This window comes from Shinella sp. GW835-FHT14H05, from assembly GCF_058793575.1.
Genome location: NZ_JBXAFY010000007.1, coordinates 23,804 through 40,473, shown reverse-complemented (window position 1 = coordinate 40,473; position 16,670 = coordinate 23,804). Strand labels below are relative to the sequence as shown.

Sequence of the window (16,670 nt, the reverse complement as noted above, 5' to 3'; positions counted from 1 at the left end):
CGCGCGCCCGAAATCCAGCCTGACAGGACCCTTCGCATGTCCGTTATCTCCGATGCGCCGGCCCTTGCCGCCGCCGAACCTTCCGCGCTCGCCCAGCGCCTCTACCGCGCCATCTGGCGCTGGCATTTCTTCGCCGGCCTGCTAGCCGTGCCCTTCATGATCAGCCTTGCCATCACCGGCGGGCTCTATCTCTTCAACGACGAGATCGACGCGAGCCTCTTCCGCTACCGCAACTATGTCGCGGTCGGCACCGCGGAACTGCCGCCCTCCGCAATCGTCGAAAAAGCGCTCGCGGCCGTGCCGGGCAGCACGCTCGCGTCCTACCGCACGCCGGCCGGCGCCGACCGTTCCGCCCGCGTGACGCTCGCCAGCGATGCCGGCAGAATGCTCGTCTTCGTCGATCCCTACGACGGCGCCGTGCTCGATACCCTTCCAGCGAACCAGGAGTTCAACCAGGTCGTCGAGGACCTGCACAGCCTCGATTATTTCGGCACCTCCTGGGAGCGCATCATCGAGGTCGTCGCCGGTTTCGCCATCGTGCTGGTGCTGACGGGCCTCTATCTCTGGTGGCCGCGCAATGCCACCGGCGGCGTCGTCAGCGTGCGCGGCACGCCGGCCCGGCGCGTCTTCTGGCGCGACGTGCACGCCGTCACCGGCGTCTTCGCGAGCGTCCTTATCCTGTTCATGGCGTTTTCCGGTCTGCTCTGGTCCGGCTTCTGGGGCGCCAAGGTCAACGCGACGCTGACGGCGAACGGCATGGGCTATCCGGTCGAACTCTGGGACCGCGTGCCCCATTCCATGCTGATCACCACCGACGTGCTGCCGAAAGCCTCCTGGCTGATGGAAAACGCCCCCGTGCCGCAATCGACCGTTCCGGTTGACGGCCAGAAGGCCCTGCCGCCGATCGGCCTCGACAATGCGGTGACGATCGCCAACGCCGCCGGCATGCTGCCCGGCTACGAGCTGTCGCCGCCCTCGGGCCAAACCGGCGTCTACACCGCCGCGATCTACCCGGCCGATCTGGAATACGAGCGCACGATCCATATCGACCAATATTCCGGCGAGCGCCTCGTCGATACCGCCTTTGCCGATTATCCAGCGACCGGCAAGGCGATCGAATGGAGCATCAACGTGCACAAGGGCCAGGAATGGGGGCTGTTCAACCAGCTCCTCATGCTGTCGACCTCGTTTATCGTCATCGCGATGAGTGTGTCGGCCGTCGTCATGTGGTGGAAGCGCCGGCCGAAGGGCCGCATCGGCGTGCCGCCGGCCCCGCGCGAAAAGCGCATCTATCTCGGCCTCTGGGCCATCGCCGCGGTCTTCGGCGTGCTCTTTCCGCTGACAGGCATCACCATCCTCGCCATGATCCTTCTCGACCAGCTCGTCATCCGCTTCGTGCCGCCGCTCCGGCGCATCTTCTCGTGATCAGTGCATGTCCGGTGAACTCCGGTTCACCGGACATGCTCCAGGTTTTTGTTTTGCCGCATTATCCGACGCCGAAGCGAAGTCGCTTCGGCTGGAAATGCTCTAGAAAGGAATTTTCATGAAACGCATGCTTGCAACGGTTCTCGCTCTGGCGCTTTCGGCCTCGGCCGTCTTCGCCCACGAGTTCACCCTCGGCAACCTCGAAATCCACCATCCGGCCTCCAAGGCGACGCTGCCCGGCCAGCCGGTCGGCGGCGGCTTCCTCACCATCACCAACAAGGGCAGCGAGGCCGACCGCCTCGTCTCCATCACCGCGCCGACGGTTTCCGACGACGTGCAGCTTCACGAAATGGCCATCGAGAACGACATCATGAAGATGCGCCAGCTGCCCGACGGCATCGAAATCCCCGCCGGCGCCACCGTCGAGCTGAAATCCGGCGCCCAGCACGTCATGTTCATGAGCATCAAGCAGCCCTTCAAGGAAGGCGAAAGCTTCAAGGCGACGCTGACCTTCGAAAAGGCGGGCACGATTGACGTCGACTTCAAGATCGAAGCCGCCAAGCCCGGCGCAAAACAGGGCGACGCCGCATCCGGCAACCATGAGGGCCATGGGGGCTGAGGCCGCTAAAGCTCCCAGGGGTTGAGGCAGGCAGCGCCGGTATCGGCAAAATCGGCGATGTTGCGTGTGACCACGATCAGGTCGTGCACAAGGGCGGTGGCGGCAATCAAGCCGTCCGCCCCGCCGCGGGGGCGCAGCGCCGAAACGCGGCCCCATTCAACGGCGATCCGGTCGGTGACCGGCAGGATGCGTGCTGCATGGTCCTGCCGGAGGCGGGCGAGCCATGCGGAGAGATGTGCGGCGGTTTGCGGATCGGACCGTTCCTTGAGCGCGACGCCGCGCATGATTTCGCCGAGCGTGATGACACTCAGATAGAGCCGGTCGGGGTCCGCGGAGCGCAGCCAGTCGAGTGCCTGGGGCGTTCCGCGCCGCGCCTCGGACAGCACGTTCGTATCGAGCAGGTACATCAGAGCGTGACGTCGCGCCGGGGCCATTCCGGCCGGGCCTCGATGGCGTCGACAAGCGCGTCATCCCAGGCGGGGCCGGCAAGAAGGTCGTCGACGAAGCTCGGCCGGCCAGACTTCAGCGCATTGTAGTCCTCGATCGAAAGAACCACCGCCGTCTGCTGTCCCCGCCGTGTCACGACCTGCGGGCCTTCCGTGCGGGCCTTGTCGACGACCTTGGAGAACTGGTTCTTTGCATCCTGCAACTGCCATTCCATGGGCGTCTCCTGGCTAGACTGTCTAGCTAGAGTAAGGCTTGCAGCGTGCCATTGCAAGAACAGCGGATGAGGAAGCGGTACCTGGACAGCCCGCCCCCTCATCCACCATGGCGCCTCTCCGTTCGGGCAGGAAGGAGAGACGCGTTTCGGGACGGGCTCAGCCCGTCCGGTTGCGTTCGATCGTCAGGTGCGCGTAGGTGGCGCCTTCCGTCGCGAGGTCGCCGGTGGTGCGTTCGTTCCAGCGGTAGCCGGCGATCGCGCCGTTCGGGGTGTCCTCGAAGATGTTGCCGGAGATCAGCGCCGAGCCTGCCTCCTCGACCACCGTGACGGCGCAGCCGACCGGGCTTTTGCGCACCAGGTTGCCGCTGACGACGAGGCCGCGCATGAAAGGCCCCCAGCCCAGCATCAGGCCCCATTTCGGCGCATTCTCGATCGTGTTGCCGGAGACGACCGTGTCGGCCTCCACCGCGATGCCGAAGCCGAAGCCCGCGCCGTCATGCACATAGGGGCCTTCGAGCTTGAGGTTGCGCACGACATTGCCGGTGACGGTGGCGAGCCTGCCGCCCTCGTTGAAATTGACGATGAGGATGCCGTTGGCGGCGCCGTCGATCAGGTTGCCATTGACGATCGCGCCTTCGAAGCCGAATTCCGAGTAGATCGCCGTCTCGCCGCTGTCGAGGCAGGTATTGCCTGATATCTGCACGTTCGAGCCGGCATTGGCGCGGATGGCGGAGAAGGCGCAGCCGGAGAGGTGGTTGTTCGTCACCATCACGTCGTCGGCGCGGAAGATGTTGATGCCGTTGCCATATTCGCCGGTGCCGCCGCGCGTCGCCGCCATGCGGGCGATGCGGTTGCCGGAAACGATCGTGCCGTCGCGACCCTTCTGCCAGCGGTGGATCAGGATGCCGCCATTGCCGCAGTCGAAGACATGGTTGCCGGTGACGGAGAGGTCGTGGCTCTCCACGGCATAGAGCGCATAGTCGGCGGCCCCCGAAAGCCGGTTGCGCTCGATGCGCCCGCCGCAGCGTTGCAGGCTCACCGCGGTCTTCGACGAGCCCTGGATCTCGCAATTCTCGATCGTCACTTGGGCGACGTTGCTGAGGTGTACGAGGCCCTCGACCGTGTCGTCCAGCCAGCGGTTCGCCCCGTCGATGACGAGATTGGCAAGCTCGACGCGGGAAAGCCCGTCGGCGGCGAAGAGATGGCCGTCGCCGCCATAGAGGATGCGGGTGGCGCCCGGAACGCCGGTGATGCGCGTGTTGTCGGGCAGGGTGACGTTGGAGATCGTATAGTCGCCGGGCGGCAGGAAGACCGGCATGTTCTTGCCCGCCGCCTCCTTCAGGAGCTTGGCGAAGGCCTTGCTCTTGCGGTCGCCTGCTCCTGGCCGGATGCCGTGCGCGGAGGCATCGATGCTGCCGCGCAGGTCCACGTCGAGGATCGGCACCGGCTCGCTTTGGGCTGCCGCCGCGGTGGCGAGGCCGGCCGCACTGAGGCCTGAAAGGAATAACCGTCTGGTAACCATGATAGCTCCTTGCCGGTCAAGGAGCAGGAACCGTGCCAAGTGGTTTTGTGCCGAAACGGAACAATTGGGGTGATGCCCGCCCAAGTTGCCGAAAGATGTGACGGAAAGCCCGCATTGGCAGCATTTCGCTGGTTTCCTTTAGGGTTGGATAACGACTTGGCATGTACCTTTGGGTGTTACCGGGAAGAGGCGGCGGCCGGCAGTGTCCTTCCTTGCGTTTGAAAATTGCAGGGGTTCATGTCGACGAAACTGTCCCACCTTGGCAACGACGACGCCGACGCGACGGCGCGATTGATGTCCGCCAGCGAGCGCCTGATGAGCGAGGCAGCACGGCTGTTTCCGCTTGCCGCGGCGCAGAACGACCGCACGATCTGGCTGGAGGCCATGATCGACGAGGTGCCGGACTATCTCTATTTCAAGGACAGCAACTGCCGCTTCGTCGTCGCCAACCGGGCGATCGTCAAGGACAATTACCGCGAAGGGCTGGAAAGCCTGGAAGGCATGTCCGATTTCGACATCCACCCCGAACATGTCGCCCGCGGCTTCTTCGAGACGGAGCAGGAGATCATCCGCTCCGGCCGGCCGATGCTCGACATGGAAGAGCTGATCCGCGATTCCCGCGGCAATCTCAAATGGCTTTTGACCTCCAAGCTGCCGGTGCGCAACGGCGCCGGCGAGGTGATCGGCATCGTCGGTATCGCGCGGGACATCACAGAGCGCAAGCGCTCCGAGAGCCTGCATGTCGGCCAGGCGCATCTCCTCAAGATGATCGCGCTCGGCGCGCCGCTGGTCGAGGTGTTTTCCTCGCTGATCCTGCTGATCGAGGCGCATGTTTCCGACGTCACCGGCTCGATCCTGATGCTGGCGCCCGATGGCAAGCACATCGTCAACGGGGCCGCACCAAACCTCGACCCCGCCTATTGCCGGCTGATCGAGGGCGCCGAGATCGGCCCGGCGATGGGCTCCTGCGGCACCGCCATGTGGCGTGGCGAACCGGTCATTGTCTCCGATATCGCGACCGACCCGTTGTGGGACGATTATCGCGCGCTGGTGGCGCCCTATGGCTTTCGCGCCTGTTGGTCCTCGCCGATCCGCTCCTACCAGGGCAAGGTGCTCGGTTCCTTCGCGCTCTATTCCCGCACGCCGGGAGAGCCTTCTGCCGAATGTATGAAGCTCGTCGGCATGGCGACCCACATTGCGGGCATCGCCATCGAGCGCAAGGAGGCCGAAGACAGCATCCAGTTCATGGCGCATCACGATACGCTGACGGGCCTGCCGAACCGCAGCATGCTCGACGAGCGCGTGGCTTCCGCCATCGAGGCGGCGGACGAGCGTGGCGGCACCATGACGCTCGCTTTCCTCGACCTCGACAATTTCAAGCTGGTCAATGACAGCCTCGGCCACCATGCGGGCGATGCGCTGCTGAAGATCGTCGCCGCGCGCATGCTGGCTTGCGTGCGTGCCAGCGACAGTATCGTGCGCCTTGGCGGTGATGAATTCGTCGTGCTGATCAACGGCGCACCGCGCAAGGGCGAGACGGTGGAAGACCGGCTGCGCGCCGTGCGCGAGGCGGTTGCCGAGCCGGTCGAGATCGAGGGCCGCTCCTTCCAGGTCACCTGCAGCATGGGCGTCGCCGCCTATCCGGAGCATGGCCGCAACGCCACCGAACTGCTCGCCCGCGCCGACGCCGCCATGTACCGCGCCAAGGAAATCGGCCGCGATGCCATGCAGGTCTTCACCGCGGAACTCGCCAACCGGGCGCATGAAAAGCTGGTACGGCAGGAGGAGCTGCGCCGCGCGCTCGCCCAGCAGGAGCTCTTCCTGCAATATCAGCCGCAGATGGATCTTTCGACCGGCCGCATCTTCGCCGTCGAGGCGCTGATCCGCTGGCGGCACCCGGACCGCGGCCTCGTCGGGCCTGGCGACTTCATTCCGCTGGCGGAGGAAACCGGCCTGATCGGCCCGATCGGCGACTGGACGCTGCGCGCCGCCTGCCGGCAGAACAAGGCCTGGCAGGTCTCCGGCCTGCCGCCCATCGTCGTCAGCGTCAACGTCTCGGCCCGCCAGTTCCAGGAGAAGGACTGGGTCGAGCGCGTCGCCGCAGCCCTTGAGGAAAGCGGGCTCGAAGCGTGCTATCTCGAACTGGAACTCACCGAAAGCCTGATCATGGAGGACGTGCAGCAGGCGGTGGAGACCATGCACCGGCTGGAACAGCTCGGCGTGACGCTGGCCATCGACGATTTCGGCACCGGCTATTCGAGCCTCGCCTCGCTGAAGCGCTTCCCGGTCGGCCGCCTGAAGATCGACCGCTCCTTCGTGCAGGACCTGCCGGACGATGGCGACGATGCAGCGATCGCCCGCGCCGTCATCTCGCTCGCCCATTCGCTGCAACTGCGCGTCATCGCCGAAGGCGTGGAAACCCGCGAGCAGATGGAGTTTCTGCGAGAGGCCGGGTGCGACGAGATCCAGGGCTATTACCTCAGCCGGCCCATCGATGCCCGCGCGCTTCAAGCGATTCTGTGCATCCCGAATCTCTGATATTCCCCGCAGTACGGGCCATCGGGTCTTGACATTGTTACGTTGATATCAACAGTAAGAATCATGCTTGATGACGTGCTGATTCCCTACGAGACGACGCTTTTCGTGCGTGACAACTGCTTGTGCCTGCATGTGCAGCGCGCCGCGCGCGCTCTTGCGCGGCGTTTCGACGATGCGCTGCGCCCGCATGGCCTCACCAACGGCCAGTTCTCCCTGCTGATGGCGCTAAACCGCCCCGAGCCGCCGCCGATGGGGCCGGTCGCGACACTGCTCGCCATGGACCGCACCACGCTCACCGCCGCCTTGAAGCCGCTCGAACGCCGCGGCCTCGTGAAGATCGAGGCCGACCCGCGCGACCGCCGCGGGCGCTTGCTGCGGCTGACGGTGGAAGGCCGCCGCCTGCTGACCCAGGCCTTCCCGACCTGGAAGGAAACGCATGCCAAGGTCGACCAGCAACTCTCCGCCGTCGACATGACCGCACTGCGCGCCGGCATGCTGGCGCTCGCCTGAGCGATGTGTCCTCGGGTCAAGCCCGAGGATGACGAAGAAGAACTGGTCGGTGGAAAAGAGCACCCGCGTCGCATGCCGCGTCGGTCGATGGTCCTGCGGCTTCTCCTCCCACCGTCATCCTCGGGCTCGGCCAGAGGATCCACCGGCACGGCACGCCCAAGCGGCATTGCCTCTCCCCCCACTGGCAGAGCGCGCGAAAGCCACTATCTTCCCTGGCATGAAGCCCGACCAACTGCTCAAACCGGCGCCCGCCGGCCTCTATTGCCCCGCCGGCGATTTCTACATCGATCCCGTCCGCCCCGTGGCGAGGGCGCTCATCACCCATGGCCATTCCGACCATGCCCGCGCCGGCCACGGCGCCGTGCTGGCGACGCGCGAGACGCTCGACATCATGGAAATCCGCTATGGCGAGGATTTCTGCGGCTCCTCGCAGGCCGCCGCTTTCGGCGAGCGCATCGATCTCAACGGCGTCACCGTCTCCTTCCACCCCGCCGGCCATGTGCTTGGCTCGGCCCAGATCGCGGTGGAGAAGGATGGCCTGCGCATCGTCGCCTCGGGCGATTACAAGCGCGGTGCCGACCCGACCTGCGCGGCCTACGAGCCCGTGCCCTGCGACGTCTTCATCACCGAGGCGACCTTCGGCCTGCCGGTCTTCCACCACCCGGAGCCCAAGGCCGAGATGGGCAAGCTGCTGACCTCGCTCAAACAATTCCCCGAGCGCAGCCACCTTGTCGGCGCTTATTCGCTCGGCAAGTCGCAACGTGTCATCCGCCTGCTGCGCGATTGCGGCTATGACTTGCCGATCTACATCCACGGCTCGCTGGCGCGGCTCTGCGACTATTATGTCAGCCGCGGTATTGATCTCGGCGACCTGCGGCCGGCCACGCTGGAAAAGGGCGACCCGACCGATTTCCGCGGCGCCGTCATCGTCGGCCCGCCCTCCGCCTTCGCCGACCGCTGGGCGCGCCGCTTCAACGAACCGCTCATCGCCTTCGCCTCCGGCTGGATGATGGTGCGCCAGCGCGCCAAGCAGGGTGGCGTCGAACTGCCGCTCGTCATCTCCGACCATTGCGACTGGCCGGAACTGACCGAGACGATCCGCGAACTTGCGCCAAGCGAGGTCTGGGTAACCCACGGCCGCGAGGAGGCGCTGGTCCGCTGGTGCGAACTCGCTGGCGTGCCGGCGCGGCCGTTGCATCTGGTGGGTTATGAGGATGAGGGGGATTGATGCGCGAGGATTTGCACGCCCCGATGTCAATGGAACATCAAAAGCCGGATATGCAGCGCGCCCACCGCGAGGCCGGCGAACGCGCCGACCGGTGCGAACAGGATCGCGCCCAATATGCCCGCCAGTTCGTAGCCACCCCAGATGCCCAGGACGAGACCGATCGTGCTGAGGATGGTTGTGATGATGTTGTGCAGCTTGCCCATGGCGAAAGACGTGGGAAGCTGGGGTTCGCGTCGCAAGGCGGAGGACTTTCATGAGAGCCTTCGCCACCCTCCTCGACCGCCTGGTCCTTACCCCCTCGCGCAACGGCAAGCTGAAACTCCTCGCCGACTACTTCCGCGACACGCCGGACCCCGACCGCGGCTACGGCCTTGCGGCAATCGCCGGCACGCTGGACCTGAAGAGCGTCAAGCCGGCGCTGTTGCGCGAACTCGTGCTCGAACGCATGGACGAGGTGCTGTTCCGCTATTCCTACGACTATGTGGGCGATCTCGCGGAAACCATCGCGCTCGTCTGGGACCAGGAGCGCAAGGAGCGCGTGCCGGACGAGGCACAGCCGCGGCTGAGCGCCGTCGTCACCCGCATGAACGCGCTCGGCCGCACCGAGGTGCGCGGTGCCGTGCGCGATCTGCTGGAACAACTCGATCCCTCCGCCCGCTTCGCCTTCCTCAAGCTTGCCACCGGCGGCCTGCGCATCGGCGTCTCGGCGCGGCTCGCCAAGCAGGCGCTCGCCGATTTCTCCGGCAAGGACATTACCGAGATCGAGACGCTGTGGCATGGCATCTCGCCGCCCTACGAGCCGCTTTTTGCCTGGCTGGAGGGCCGCGCCGACCGCCCGGTTCTGGCGACGCCGGCGATCTTCCATTCCGTCATGCTCGCCAATCCGGTGGGCGAGGGCGATCTCGACAATCTCGACCCCGCCGATTTCGCCGCCGAATGGAAATGGGACGGTATTCGCGTGCAGATGTCCTCCGCAGGCACGACGCGCCGCCTCTATTCCCGCTCCGGCGACGACATTTCCGCCGCCTTCCCGGATGTGCTGGACGCGATCAATTTCGAGGGCGTGGTCGACGGCGAGCTGCTCGTCGGCGGCACGGCGCGCATGAACAGCCCGACGCGCACCTTCTCCGATCTCCAGCAGCGCCTGAACCGCAAGACCGTCAACACCAAGATGCTGGACGACTTCCCCGCCTTCGTGCGCGCCTACGACGTGCTGTTCGACGGCGAGGCGGATGTGCGCCCGGAACCCTTCACCGCCCGCCGCGCCCGTCTCGGCCATCTCATCGAAAAGGCGCCGCACGACCGCTTCGACCTCTCGCCGCTCGTGCCCTTCCAATCCTGGGAGGAACTCGAAACCATCCGCCGCGAGCCGCCCGATCCGGTCATCGAAGGCGTGATGATCAAGCGCCTCGACAGCCCCTACCAGGCCGGCCGCATGAAGGGGCCGTGGTTCAAGTGGAAGCGCGACCCCTACAATGTCGACGCGGTGATGATGTATGCCCAGCGCGGCCACGGCAAACGGTCAAGCTACTATTCCGATTTCACCTTCGGTGTGTGGACCGCCGGCCCGGAGGGCGACATGCTGGTGCCCGTCGGAAAAGCCTATTTCGGCTTCACCGATGCCGAGCTCGAAGTGCTCGACCGCTTCGTGCGCAACAACACGACCGACCGTTTCGGCCCGGTGCGCGCCGTCAGGGCAGAACCCGCCTACGGCTTCGTGTTGGAAGTCGCCTTCGAGGGCATCAACCGCTCCACCCGCCACAAATCCGGCGTCGCCATGCGCTTCCCCCGCATCGCGCGACTGCGGCAGGACAAGCTGCCGGCGGACGCGGACCGGCTGGAAACGCTGATGGCGATGGTGGAGGCGAAGGAGGCCTGACCTATCGCGCGCGGAACCAGGCGACCAGTTTCCACGTCGCGATCAGCGCCGAGACGATGAGGATGGCGAAGGAGGCAAGGGTGGCCGTCAACAAGACGCTGCCATAGCCGGCCACAGGGTCGTTACACTGGAAACCACCGAAGCCGAAGGCGCAATGACGCTCGGAGAGCATGCTGGACAGCGCGAGAACGACAGCCGAGACGACTGCCGCCAAGAGGCTTGCCAAGGGGAATGGCCGTGCTCTCATCGGCGCCGACCATTCCGTAACCCGCCCGCGTCGTCAAGGCGTGGCGGGGTTAAAACCCCAGCGCCGAAAGGTCCGGCCCGACCGGCACGATGCGGTTCGGGTTGAGCGACTTGATCGAATAATAGCCATTCTTGATATGGTCGATGCTGACCGTCTCGCGCACGCCCGGCAGGTCCAGCACCCGCTTCGTATAGGCCGCGAGCGCCGGATAATCGGCGATGCGCTGGCGGTTGCATTTGAACAGGCCGTAATAGGCAGCGTCGAAGCGGATCAGGGTGACGAAGAGGCGGATATCTGCTTCGGTGAAGGTCGTGCCGGTTAGGAACGGCCCGCCGGCGGCAAGCCGCGCTTCCAACTCGTCGAGCATGGCGAAGACGCCGTTGAAGGCTTCCTCATAGGCGACCTGCGTGGTGGCGAAGCCGGCGCGGTAGACGCCGTTGTTGAGGGCCGGATAGATGCGCTCGTTCAGCGCGTCGATTTCATTGCGCAGCGCTTCCGGGTAGAGATCGACGCTTTCATCCGCCAGGGCGCCAAAACCGCTGTTCAGCATGCGCACGATATCGGCGGATTCGTTGTTGACGATGGTCTTGCGCTGCTTGTCCCACAGCACGGGCACGGTCGCGCGGCCGGTGAAGGTGGCGTCGGCGCTGGTGTAGATCTCGTGCACATAGGTCGCGCCGTTCAGGTCGTCGCGGTTGGCGCCGGGATAGTCGCCGAAGCGCCAGCCCTGCTCGGAAAGCGCCGGCTCGACGATTGACACGGAGATGACGTCTTCCAGCTTCTTCAGTTTTCGGGTGATCAGCGTGCGCGAGGCCCAGGGGCAGATCAGCGCGACATAGAGATGGTAGCGCCCGCTTGCGGCCTCGAAACCGCCGTCGCCCGTCGGCCCGGCGCTGCCGTCGGGCGTCACCCAGTTGCGAAAGCTCGAAACCTGCCGCACGAAGCCGCCCTTGGCGTCCGTTGCCTGCACGGGCTGCCAGTCTTCCGTCCATTTGCCGTTGACCAGCATCGCGTCACCTCGTTCCGGTTCCAGTTGACCCGACCTATCGCCCGCGCACGAAAACGGCAATTCCGCCGCCGATTGACACAGCGTTCACAAAGTCAGGCGAGGAGCCGGTCGATCAATGCCGAAGCGGCATCCGCGATCACCGTGCCGGGCGGGAAGATCGCATCGGCGCCGGCCTGTTCCAGTGCGGGAAAATCCTGCGGCGGGATGACGCCGCCGACCGCGATCAGCATGTCGCGCGCGCCGCGCTTGACGAGGGCGGCCTTCAACTCCGGAACCAGCGTGAGGTGCCCGGCGGCCAGCGACGAGGCGCCGACGATATGCGCGCCCTCGCGGATGGCGAGCTCCGCCACCTCTTCCGGCGTCTGGAACATGGCGCCGACGATGACATTGAAGCCGAGATCGGCAAAGGCGGTGGCGATGACCTTCTGCCCGCGGTCATGCCCGTCCTGCCCCATCTTGGCGACGAGGATGGATGGCTTTTCGCGTCGCAGCGTCTCGAAGGCCGCGACCTTGTCGACGGCGGTGTTGAAGGCCCGGTCGTTGGCGCCCATCTCCTTGCGATAGACGCCGGAAATCGTGCGCACCTCCGCGACGTGGCGACCGAAGGCCTTTTCCAGCGCAAAGGCGATCTCGCCCACCGTTGCGCGGGCGCGGGCCGCCTTCACGGCGAATTCCAGCAGGTTACCGTCACCGCTCTTCGCCACGCCGGTCAGGGCATCGAGCGCGCTTTCGGCTGCCGCCGTGTCGCGCGTGCCCTTCAATTGCTGGAGTCTGGAGAGCTGGCGGGCGCGCACCTCGGAATTGTCGACCTTCAGCACGTCCACCTCGATATCGCGCTCCGGTCGCGAGAAATTGACGCCGACGACGGTCTGCTGGCCCGAGTCGATGCGCGCTTGCGTGCGGGCTGCGGCCTCCTCGATGCGCAATTTCGGAATGCCCTTCTCGATCGCCTTCGCCATGCCGCCGAGCGCCTCCACCTCCTCGATATGGGAGAGCGCACGCGCCGCAAGATCATGCGTCAGCCGCTCCACATAGGCCGAGCCGCCCCAGGGATCGATGATGCGCGTCGTGCCGCTTTCCTTCTGCAGCAGGATCTGCGTGTTGCGGGCGATGCGGGCGGAATGGTCGGTCGGCAGCGCGAGCGCCTCGTCGAAGGAATTGGTGTGCAGCGATTGTGTATGCCCCTGCGTCGCCGCCATCGCCTCCACCATGGTGCGCATGACATTGTTCATCGGGTCCTGCGCGGTCAGCGACCAGCCGGAGGTTTGGCAATGGGTGCGCAGCGCCAGCGACCGCGCATCCTTCGGCGCGAAATTCGTCTTCATCAACGCGGCCCAGATCAGGCGCGCCGCGCGCATCTTGGCGACTTCCATGAAGAAATTCATGCCGATCGCCCAGAAGAAGGAGAGGCGGGGCGCGAAGATGTCGATGTCGAGCCCGGCGGCGACCCCGGCGCGGGCATATTCGATGCCGTCGGCGATGGTATAGGCGAGCTCCAGGTCCGCCGTCGCACCGGCCTCCTGCATATGGTAGCCGGAAATCGAGATGGAGTTGAACTTCGGCATGCGCCGGCTGGTATAGCTGAAAATGTCGGAGATGATCCGCATCGAGGGCTGCGGCGGGTAGATATAGGTGTTGCGGACCATGAACTCCTTCAGAATGTCGTTCTGGATGGTCCCGGACAGCTTGTCCTCCGAAACGCCTTGCTCCTCCGCCGCGACGATGAACAGCGCCATGATCGGCAGCACCGCGCCGTTCATGGTCATGGAGACGCTCATCTGATCGAGCGGAATGCCGTCGAAGAGCTGGCGCATGTCGAGAATGGAATCGATCGCCACCCCCGCCATGCCGACATCGCCGGCGACGCGCGGATGGTCGCTGTCATAGCCGCGATGGGTGGCGAGGTCGAAGGCGACGGAGAGGCCCTTCTGGCCGGACGCGAGGTTGCGGCGGTAGAAGGCGTTCGATTCTTCCGCGGTGGAGAAGCCGGCATATTGCCGGATCGTCCAGGGCTGCTGGACATACATGGTGGGGTAGGGGCCGCGCAGATAGGGTGCCGCACCCGGCCAGGTGTCGAGATAGGAAAGGCCGGCGAGGTCCGCCTCGCCATAGGCGCCCGCGACGGTGATGCCCTCCGGGGTGCGCCATGCGGCCTCGCCGGTGGGGGCCGTGGGGGTGGTCGGCTTCGACCAGGCGATGGCGGAGAAATCGGGGATCCGGCTCATGCGGTGGCTCCTGCGGTGCGGCATTCTGGGTGGGCGATCAAGAGGGCATGCATCGCGGCTTCACCCCCCTCTGCCCTGCCGGGCATCTCCCCCTCAAGGGGGGAGATTGGCAAGACGCACGGACGGCACTCAAATTGCAACGTTAGAGATGGGCGAAACATTGCCCCATCCAATCTCCCCCCTTGAGGGGGAGATGCCCGGCAGGGCAGAGGGGGGTAAGCCACCCACATTACGCCGCCTCCTCCACCAAATCGGCCAGCAGCACCGGGCGAAGCCCGCCGACGATTACTGGCTCCGAAAGTAGCCCCAGCACTGTGAACACCCGCTCCTGGTTCACCGGAAACAGCGTCGTCCCGACAATCGCCCTCGCCCGCCGCGCATCCCGCGCCCCCTCTACCAGCCCCTTCACCACCCCCGAAGCAATCGCACCCGAAAGCCCGCCCGCCTTCTCGATATCCGCAAAAACCTCCCACGCCTTCTCCGCCAACCCCTCCGTCAACGCCTCGATGCCGCCGGCACCCGCAGCCGGGTCGGCGACATGGGCGAGGTTGCTTTCGGTGATCAGCACCACCTGCGTGTTGCGCGCGATGCGGCGGGCAAAAGGGTCCGGCACGCCGAGCGCCAGCGTGTGCGGCAGCACGGTGATCTCGTCCGCACCCGCGGTGCCGGCGGCGAAGACGGCGATGGTGTTGCGCAGGATGTTGGTCTCCGGATCGCGCCGCGTCAGCATGCGCCAGCTCGTCTCGGCGTGGATGTGTGCGGGCTTTGGGTCCGAGATGCCGCAGGCGGCCTGCATCTTCGCGTGGATCAGCCGCGCGGCGCGGAATTTCGCGGTGGTGAGGAACTGATCCTGATCTGCGGCCAGCGACAGCGAGGTCGCGGCGAAAACACTTTCGGGCGCCACGCCTACGGCGTCGAGACGGCGGAGGTTCTCCGCGAGCGCTGCCGCCACGATGGCGAGCTCCAGCGCTTCGCCGGCGCCCGCATTGTGCGCTAGTCGCCCATCGGCATTAAAGATTGTTCCGGAAAAGCTGTATTCCATCAAAGCCTTGGCAGCGGCGGCGGAATCTCCTGTTTCAGGTGAGGAAGAGCTGAACGGATCGAGCCCGAAATGTACCGGCGCGTCATATGCTCCCGCCTCGTCGAGCGCGCGGGCGAGGGTTGCGGCAAGCGCGCGGTCGGTAAAGTCGGCTTCGAGGCGCAGCGAGAAGGGTGCCGCGGCGCGCGCGGCGGCGGTCTTGCGGAAGGCGGTTTCGCTGTCGGCGCGGATGCCCGTTCCGTGGGCGGCGGCGCTGCCGGCGAAGACGAGCGAAATGCCGGTCGCGCCGTTTTCGAGATCGTCGGCCATCTGCGCGCGGGCGCGGGTCAGGTCGGCATCGTCGCGGCGCTGGTTGACGGTCCAGGCATCGCCGGCATGCGGGGTGGCGGCGTGGTCGTGGGCGAGGGGCAGCGCGCCTTGCCGGCGGGCATGGATCGGCCGGATTTCGAGGCCCTCGTCGGTGCGGGAGACCAGCGTCGCCTCGAAATCGGCACCCTTCAGCGCCTTTTCCGCAAGCTTGCGCCAGGCCGCCTCGTCGACGGGCGCAAAACCCGCTTCCTTCAAGATGCTCGCGTCCATCCCGTCGCGCACTCCCCTGTCCCGGCATTCCTATCCATCGGGGATACAGCGTAAAGCGCCACTTTGGTAGAGTGGCGGCAAGCCACAGTCGGCAAGAAAACAACGCGCGTAAGCCTGAGGTCAGCCGCAATTGCCACAATTGGGGCAGGGTTGTGGACCTAATTGGCATTTCGTTAGTTAGTGATTCAGCCTCTCGCTCCATTCTAGAGTTTGTCAGGGAAAAGTGGAATCCGGTTTTCCCGGAAAGACAAACGAAAACAAAGAAATCGATAGTCTGTCAGGTTCAGTGTGAACCTGACAGACTATCGGCTTCCGCAAAACGGATATCGACGCCCCCCATGACCGACACCGCGCTTTCCCGCCGCCGCTTCCTGCAGTTCTCCGGCCTTGCCATGGCGACGGGTCTCGCCGGCTGCACCTCGTCCATGAATACGGATCGTTTCCGCGAGGAGACGCGGCCCTATTTCCGCAATCCCGCGCTGGAAGGCCGTCCGGAATATATCGACGGCAGGGGTCCCATCAGCATTTACGGCCAGACGCCGCCCTCGGGCCTGCTGCCCGAATCCTCCCGTTACGCCTCGATCTACGCTTCGGTTTCGGATGGTGGCTACCAGGTGCCGGCGGTGCCCTACCAGCAGATCGACCCGCGCTTCTACCGCCAGGAGGTCGAGAGCCCGTTTGCCGAAAAGCCGGGCACGATCATCGTCGATACGGGCAACCGCTTCCTCTATCTCATCCAGTCGAACGGCAGCGCCATGCGCTACGGCGTCGGCATCGGCCGGCAGGGTTTTGCCTGGTCGGGCCGCGGCGTCATCCAGTGGAAACAGGCCTGGCCGAAATGGACGCCGCCGAACGAGATGGTCGCGCGCCAGCCGGAACTGGTGAAATATTCCGGCGCCAACGGCGGCATGCCCGGCGGCCTCAACAATCCGCTCGGCGCGCGTGCGCTCTACATCTTCCAGAACGGCGAGGACACGCTCTACCGCCTGCACGGCTCGCCGGAATGGAAATCGATCGGCAAAGCCGTGTCATCGGGTTGCGTGCGCATGCTCAACCAGGATGTCATGGACCTCTACGACCGCGTGAAGGGCAAGGCGCCGATTCTCGTCATTTGAGCGCTGACACCGTCTCCCGCCAACCTCTCCTCCGTCATGGTCGGGCTTGACCCGACCATCCATGTTCCGGGCGC

Annotated in this window: 15 protein-coding genes; 7 read left to right on the top strand and 8 right to left on the bottom strand. The window is 65.5% G+C overall.

All coding sequences use genetic code 11. From position 1 onward, the window contains the following. Positions 1–45 precede the first annotated feature (45 nt). Both AC1Q6Z_RS20580 and AC1Q6Z_RS20575 read left to right on the top strand, forming a co-directional pair. On the top strand, positions 46–1,425 hold the full coding sequence (locus tag AC1Q6Z_RS20580; protein ID WP_492649300.1) for a PepSY-associated TM helix domain-containing protein: 1,380 nt from the start codon (positions 46–48) through the stop codon (positions 1,423–1,425). Positions 1,426–1,543: 118 nt separating this feature from the next. Next, positions 1,544–2,044 (top strand): copper chaperone PCu(A)C, encoded by a 501-nt coding sequence (locus tag AC1Q6Z_RS20575; protein ID WP_256118706.1) that lies wholly within the window; start codon positions 1,544–1,546, stop codon positions 2,042–2,044. A 5-nt stretch (positions 2,045–2,049) separates the two neighbouring features. Here AC1Q6Z_RS20575 and AC1Q6Z_RS20570 read toward each other — a convergent pair whose 3' ends face one another. The 3 genes from AC1Q6Z_RS20570 to AC1Q6Z_RS20560 all read right to left on the bottom strand — a co-directional run bounded on the left by AC1Q6Z_RS20570 (position 2,050) and on the right by AC1Q6Z_RS20560 (position 4,227). Beyond that, positions 2,050–2,451: a type II toxin-antitoxin system VapC family toxin gene (locus tag AC1Q6Z_RS20570; protein ID WP_492649072.1), complete on the bottom strand. Its 402-nt coding sequence runs from the start codon at positions 2,449–2,451 to the stop codon at positions 2,050–2,052. Next, complete coding sequence (locus AC1Q6Z_RS20565) at positions 2,451–2,705, bottom strand: type II toxin-antitoxin system Phd/YefM family antitoxin (protein ID WP_439631617.1); 255 nt, start codon at positions 2,703–2,705, stop codon at positions 2,451–2,453. Before AC1Q6Z_RS20565 ends, AC1Q6Z_RS20570 begins: the two co-directional genes overlap by 1 nt. Positions 2,706–2,862: 157 nt before the next feature. Next, entirely contained in the window at positions 2,863–4,227 is a 1,365-nt protein-coding gene (locus AC1Q6Z_RS20560) for a TIGR03808 family TAT-translocated repetitive protein (protein WP_492649071.1), read from the bottom strand. Positions 4,228–4,464: 237 nt separating this feature from the next. On the opposite strand from AC1Q6Z_RS20560, the gene AC1Q6Z_RS20555 reads away from it, so the two are divergent. The 3 genes from AC1Q6Z_RS20555 to AC1Q6Z_RS20545 all read left to right on the top strand — a co-directional run bounded on the left by AC1Q6Z_RS20555 (position 4,465) and on the right by AC1Q6Z_RS20545 (position 8,503). Next, the gene (locus tag AC1Q6Z_RS20555; protein ID WP_492649070.1) at positions 4,465–6,765 is read left to right on the top strand and encodes a putative bifunctional diguanylate cyclase/phosphodiesterase; all 2,301 of its coding nucleotides are present in this window, start codon (positions 4,465–4,467) and stop codon (positions 6,763–6,765) included. Between the two features lie 63 nt (positions 6,766–6,828). Further along, entirely contained in the window at positions 6,829–7,275 is a 447-nt protein-coding gene (locus AC1Q6Z_RS20550) for a MarR family winged helix-turn-helix transcriptional regulator (protein WP_492649069.1), read from the top strand. 217 nt (positions 7,276–7,492) lie between these two features. Further along, positions 7,493–8,503: a ligase-associated DNA damage response exonuclease gene (locus tag AC1Q6Z_RS20545; RefSeq protein ID WP_492649068.1), complete on the top strand. Its 1,011-nt coding sequence runs from the start codon at positions 7,493–7,495 to the stop codon at positions 8,501–8,503. Between the two features lie 26 nt (positions 8,504–8,529). Here AC1Q6Z_RS20545 and AC1Q6Z_RS20540 read toward each other — a convergent pair whose 3' ends face one another. Next, complete coding sequence (locus tag AC1Q6Z_RS20540; protein WP_492649067.1) at positions 8,530–8,742, bottom strand: hypothetical protein; 213 nt, start codon at positions 8,740–8,742, stop codon at positions 8,530–8,532. A 14-nt stretch (positions 8,743–8,756) separates the two neighbouring features. Between AC1Q6Z_RS20540 and AC1Q6Z_RS20535 the strand changes: the two genes are divergently transcribed. Further along, complete coding sequence (locus AC1Q6Z_RS20535; protein WP_492649066.1) at positions 8,757–10,382, top strand: cisplatin damage response ATP-dependent DNA ligase; 1,626 nt, start codon at positions 8,757–8,759, stop codon at positions 10,380–10,382. Position 10,383: 1 nt separating this feature from the next. Here AC1Q6Z_RS20535 and AC1Q6Z_RS20530 read toward each other — a convergent pair whose 3' ends face one another. The 4 genes from AC1Q6Z_RS20530 to AC1Q6Z_RS20515 form a co-directional block, all read right to left on the bottom strand. After that, on the bottom strand, positions 10,384–10,608 hold the full coding sequence (locus AC1Q6Z_RS20530; protein ID WP_435267229.1) for a hypothetical protein: 225 nt from the start codon (positions 10,606–10,608) through the stop codon (positions 10,384–10,386). 70 nt (positions 10,609–10,678) lie between these two features. Then, positions 10,679–11,638: a glutathione S-transferase family protein gene (locus tag AC1Q6Z_RS20525; protein WP_492649065.1), complete on the bottom strand. Its 960-nt coding sequence runs from the start codon at positions 11,636–11,638 to the stop codon at positions 10,679–10,681. Between the two features lie 92 nt (positions 11,639–11,730). Then, positions 11,731–13,863: a methylmalonyl-CoA mutase gene (scpA, locus tag AC1Q6Z_RS20520; protein ID WP_492649064.1), complete on the bottom strand. Its 2,133-nt coding sequence runs from the start codon at positions 13,861–13,863 to the stop codon at positions 11,731–11,733. Positions 13,864–14,092: 229 nt separating this feature from the next. Further along, positions 14,093–15,481 carry a methylmalonyl-CoA mutase family protein gene (locus tag AC1Q6Z_RS20515; protein WP_492649063.1) on the bottom strand — a complete coding sequence of 463 codons (1,389 nt, stop codon included), beginning with the start codon at positions 15,479–15,481 and terminating at the stop codon, positions 14,093–14,095. Between the two features lie 338 nt (positions 15,482–15,819). On the opposite strand from AC1Q6Z_RS20515, the gene AC1Q6Z_RS20510 reads away from it, so the two are divergent. Continuing rightward, positions 15,820–16,596: a L,D-transpeptidase gene (locus AC1Q6Z_RS20510; protein WP_492649062.1), complete on the top strand. Its 777-nt coding sequence runs from the start codon at positions 15,820–15,822 to the stop codon at positions 16,594–16,596. The last annotated feature ends 74 nt before the right edge of the window (positions 16,597–16,670 follow it).

Excerpts from the sequence above, each read along its gene's own strand:
- AC1Q6Z_RS20510 (WP_492649062.1), top strand. The coding sequence starts at position 15,820 with ATGACCGACACCGCGCTTTCCCGCCGCCGCTTCCTGCAGTTCTCCGGC.
- AC1Q6Z_RS20575 (WP_256118706.1), top strand. The coding sequence starts at position 1,544 with ATGAAACGCATGCTTGCAACGGTTCTCGCTCTGGCGCTTTCGGCCTCG.
- AC1Q6Z_RS20570 (WP_492649072.1), bottom strand. The coding sequence starts at position 2,451 with ATGTACCTGCTCGATACGAACGTGCTGTCCGAGGCGCGGCGCGGAACG.
- AC1Q6Z_RS20550 (WP_492649069.1), top strand. The coding sequence starts at position 6,829 with ATGCTTGATGACGTGCTGATTCCCTACGAGACGACGCTTTTCGTGCGT.
- AC1Q6Z_RS20525 (WP_492649065.1), bottom strand. The coding sequence starts at position 11,638 with ATGCTGGTCAACGGCAAATGGACGGAAGACTGGCAGCCCGTGCAGGCA.
- AC1Q6Z_RS20555 (WP_492649070.1), top strand. The coding sequence starts at position 4,465 with ATGTCGACGAAACTGTCCCACCTTGGCAACGACGACGCCGACGCGACG.
- AC1Q6Z_RS20565 (WP_439631617.1), bottom strand. The coding sequence starts at position 2,705 with ATGGAATGGCAGTTGCAGGATGCAAAGAACCAGTTCTCCAAGGTCGTC.
- AC1Q6Z_RS20515 (WP_492649063.1), bottom strand. The coding sequence starts at position 15,481 with ATGGACGCGAGCATCTTGAAGGAAGCGGGTTTTGCGCCCGTCGACGAG.
- AC1Q6Z_RS20545 (WP_492649068.1), top strand. The coding sequence starts at position 7,493 with ATGAAGCCCGACCAACTGCTCAAACCGGCGCCCGCCGGCCTCTATTGC.
- scpA (WP_492649064.1), bottom strand. The coding sequence starts at position 13,863 with ATGAGCCGGATCCCCGATTTCTCCGCCATCGCCTGGTCGAAGCCGACC.
- AC1Q6Z_RS20535 (WP_492649066.1), top strand. The coding sequence starts at position 8,757 with ATGAGAGCCTTCGCCACCCTCCTCGACCGCCTGGTCCTTACCCCCTCG.
- AC1Q6Z_RS20560 (WP_492649071.1), bottom strand. The coding sequence starts at position 4,227 with ATGGTTACCAGACGGTTATTCCTTTCAGGCCTCAGTGCGGCCGGCCTC.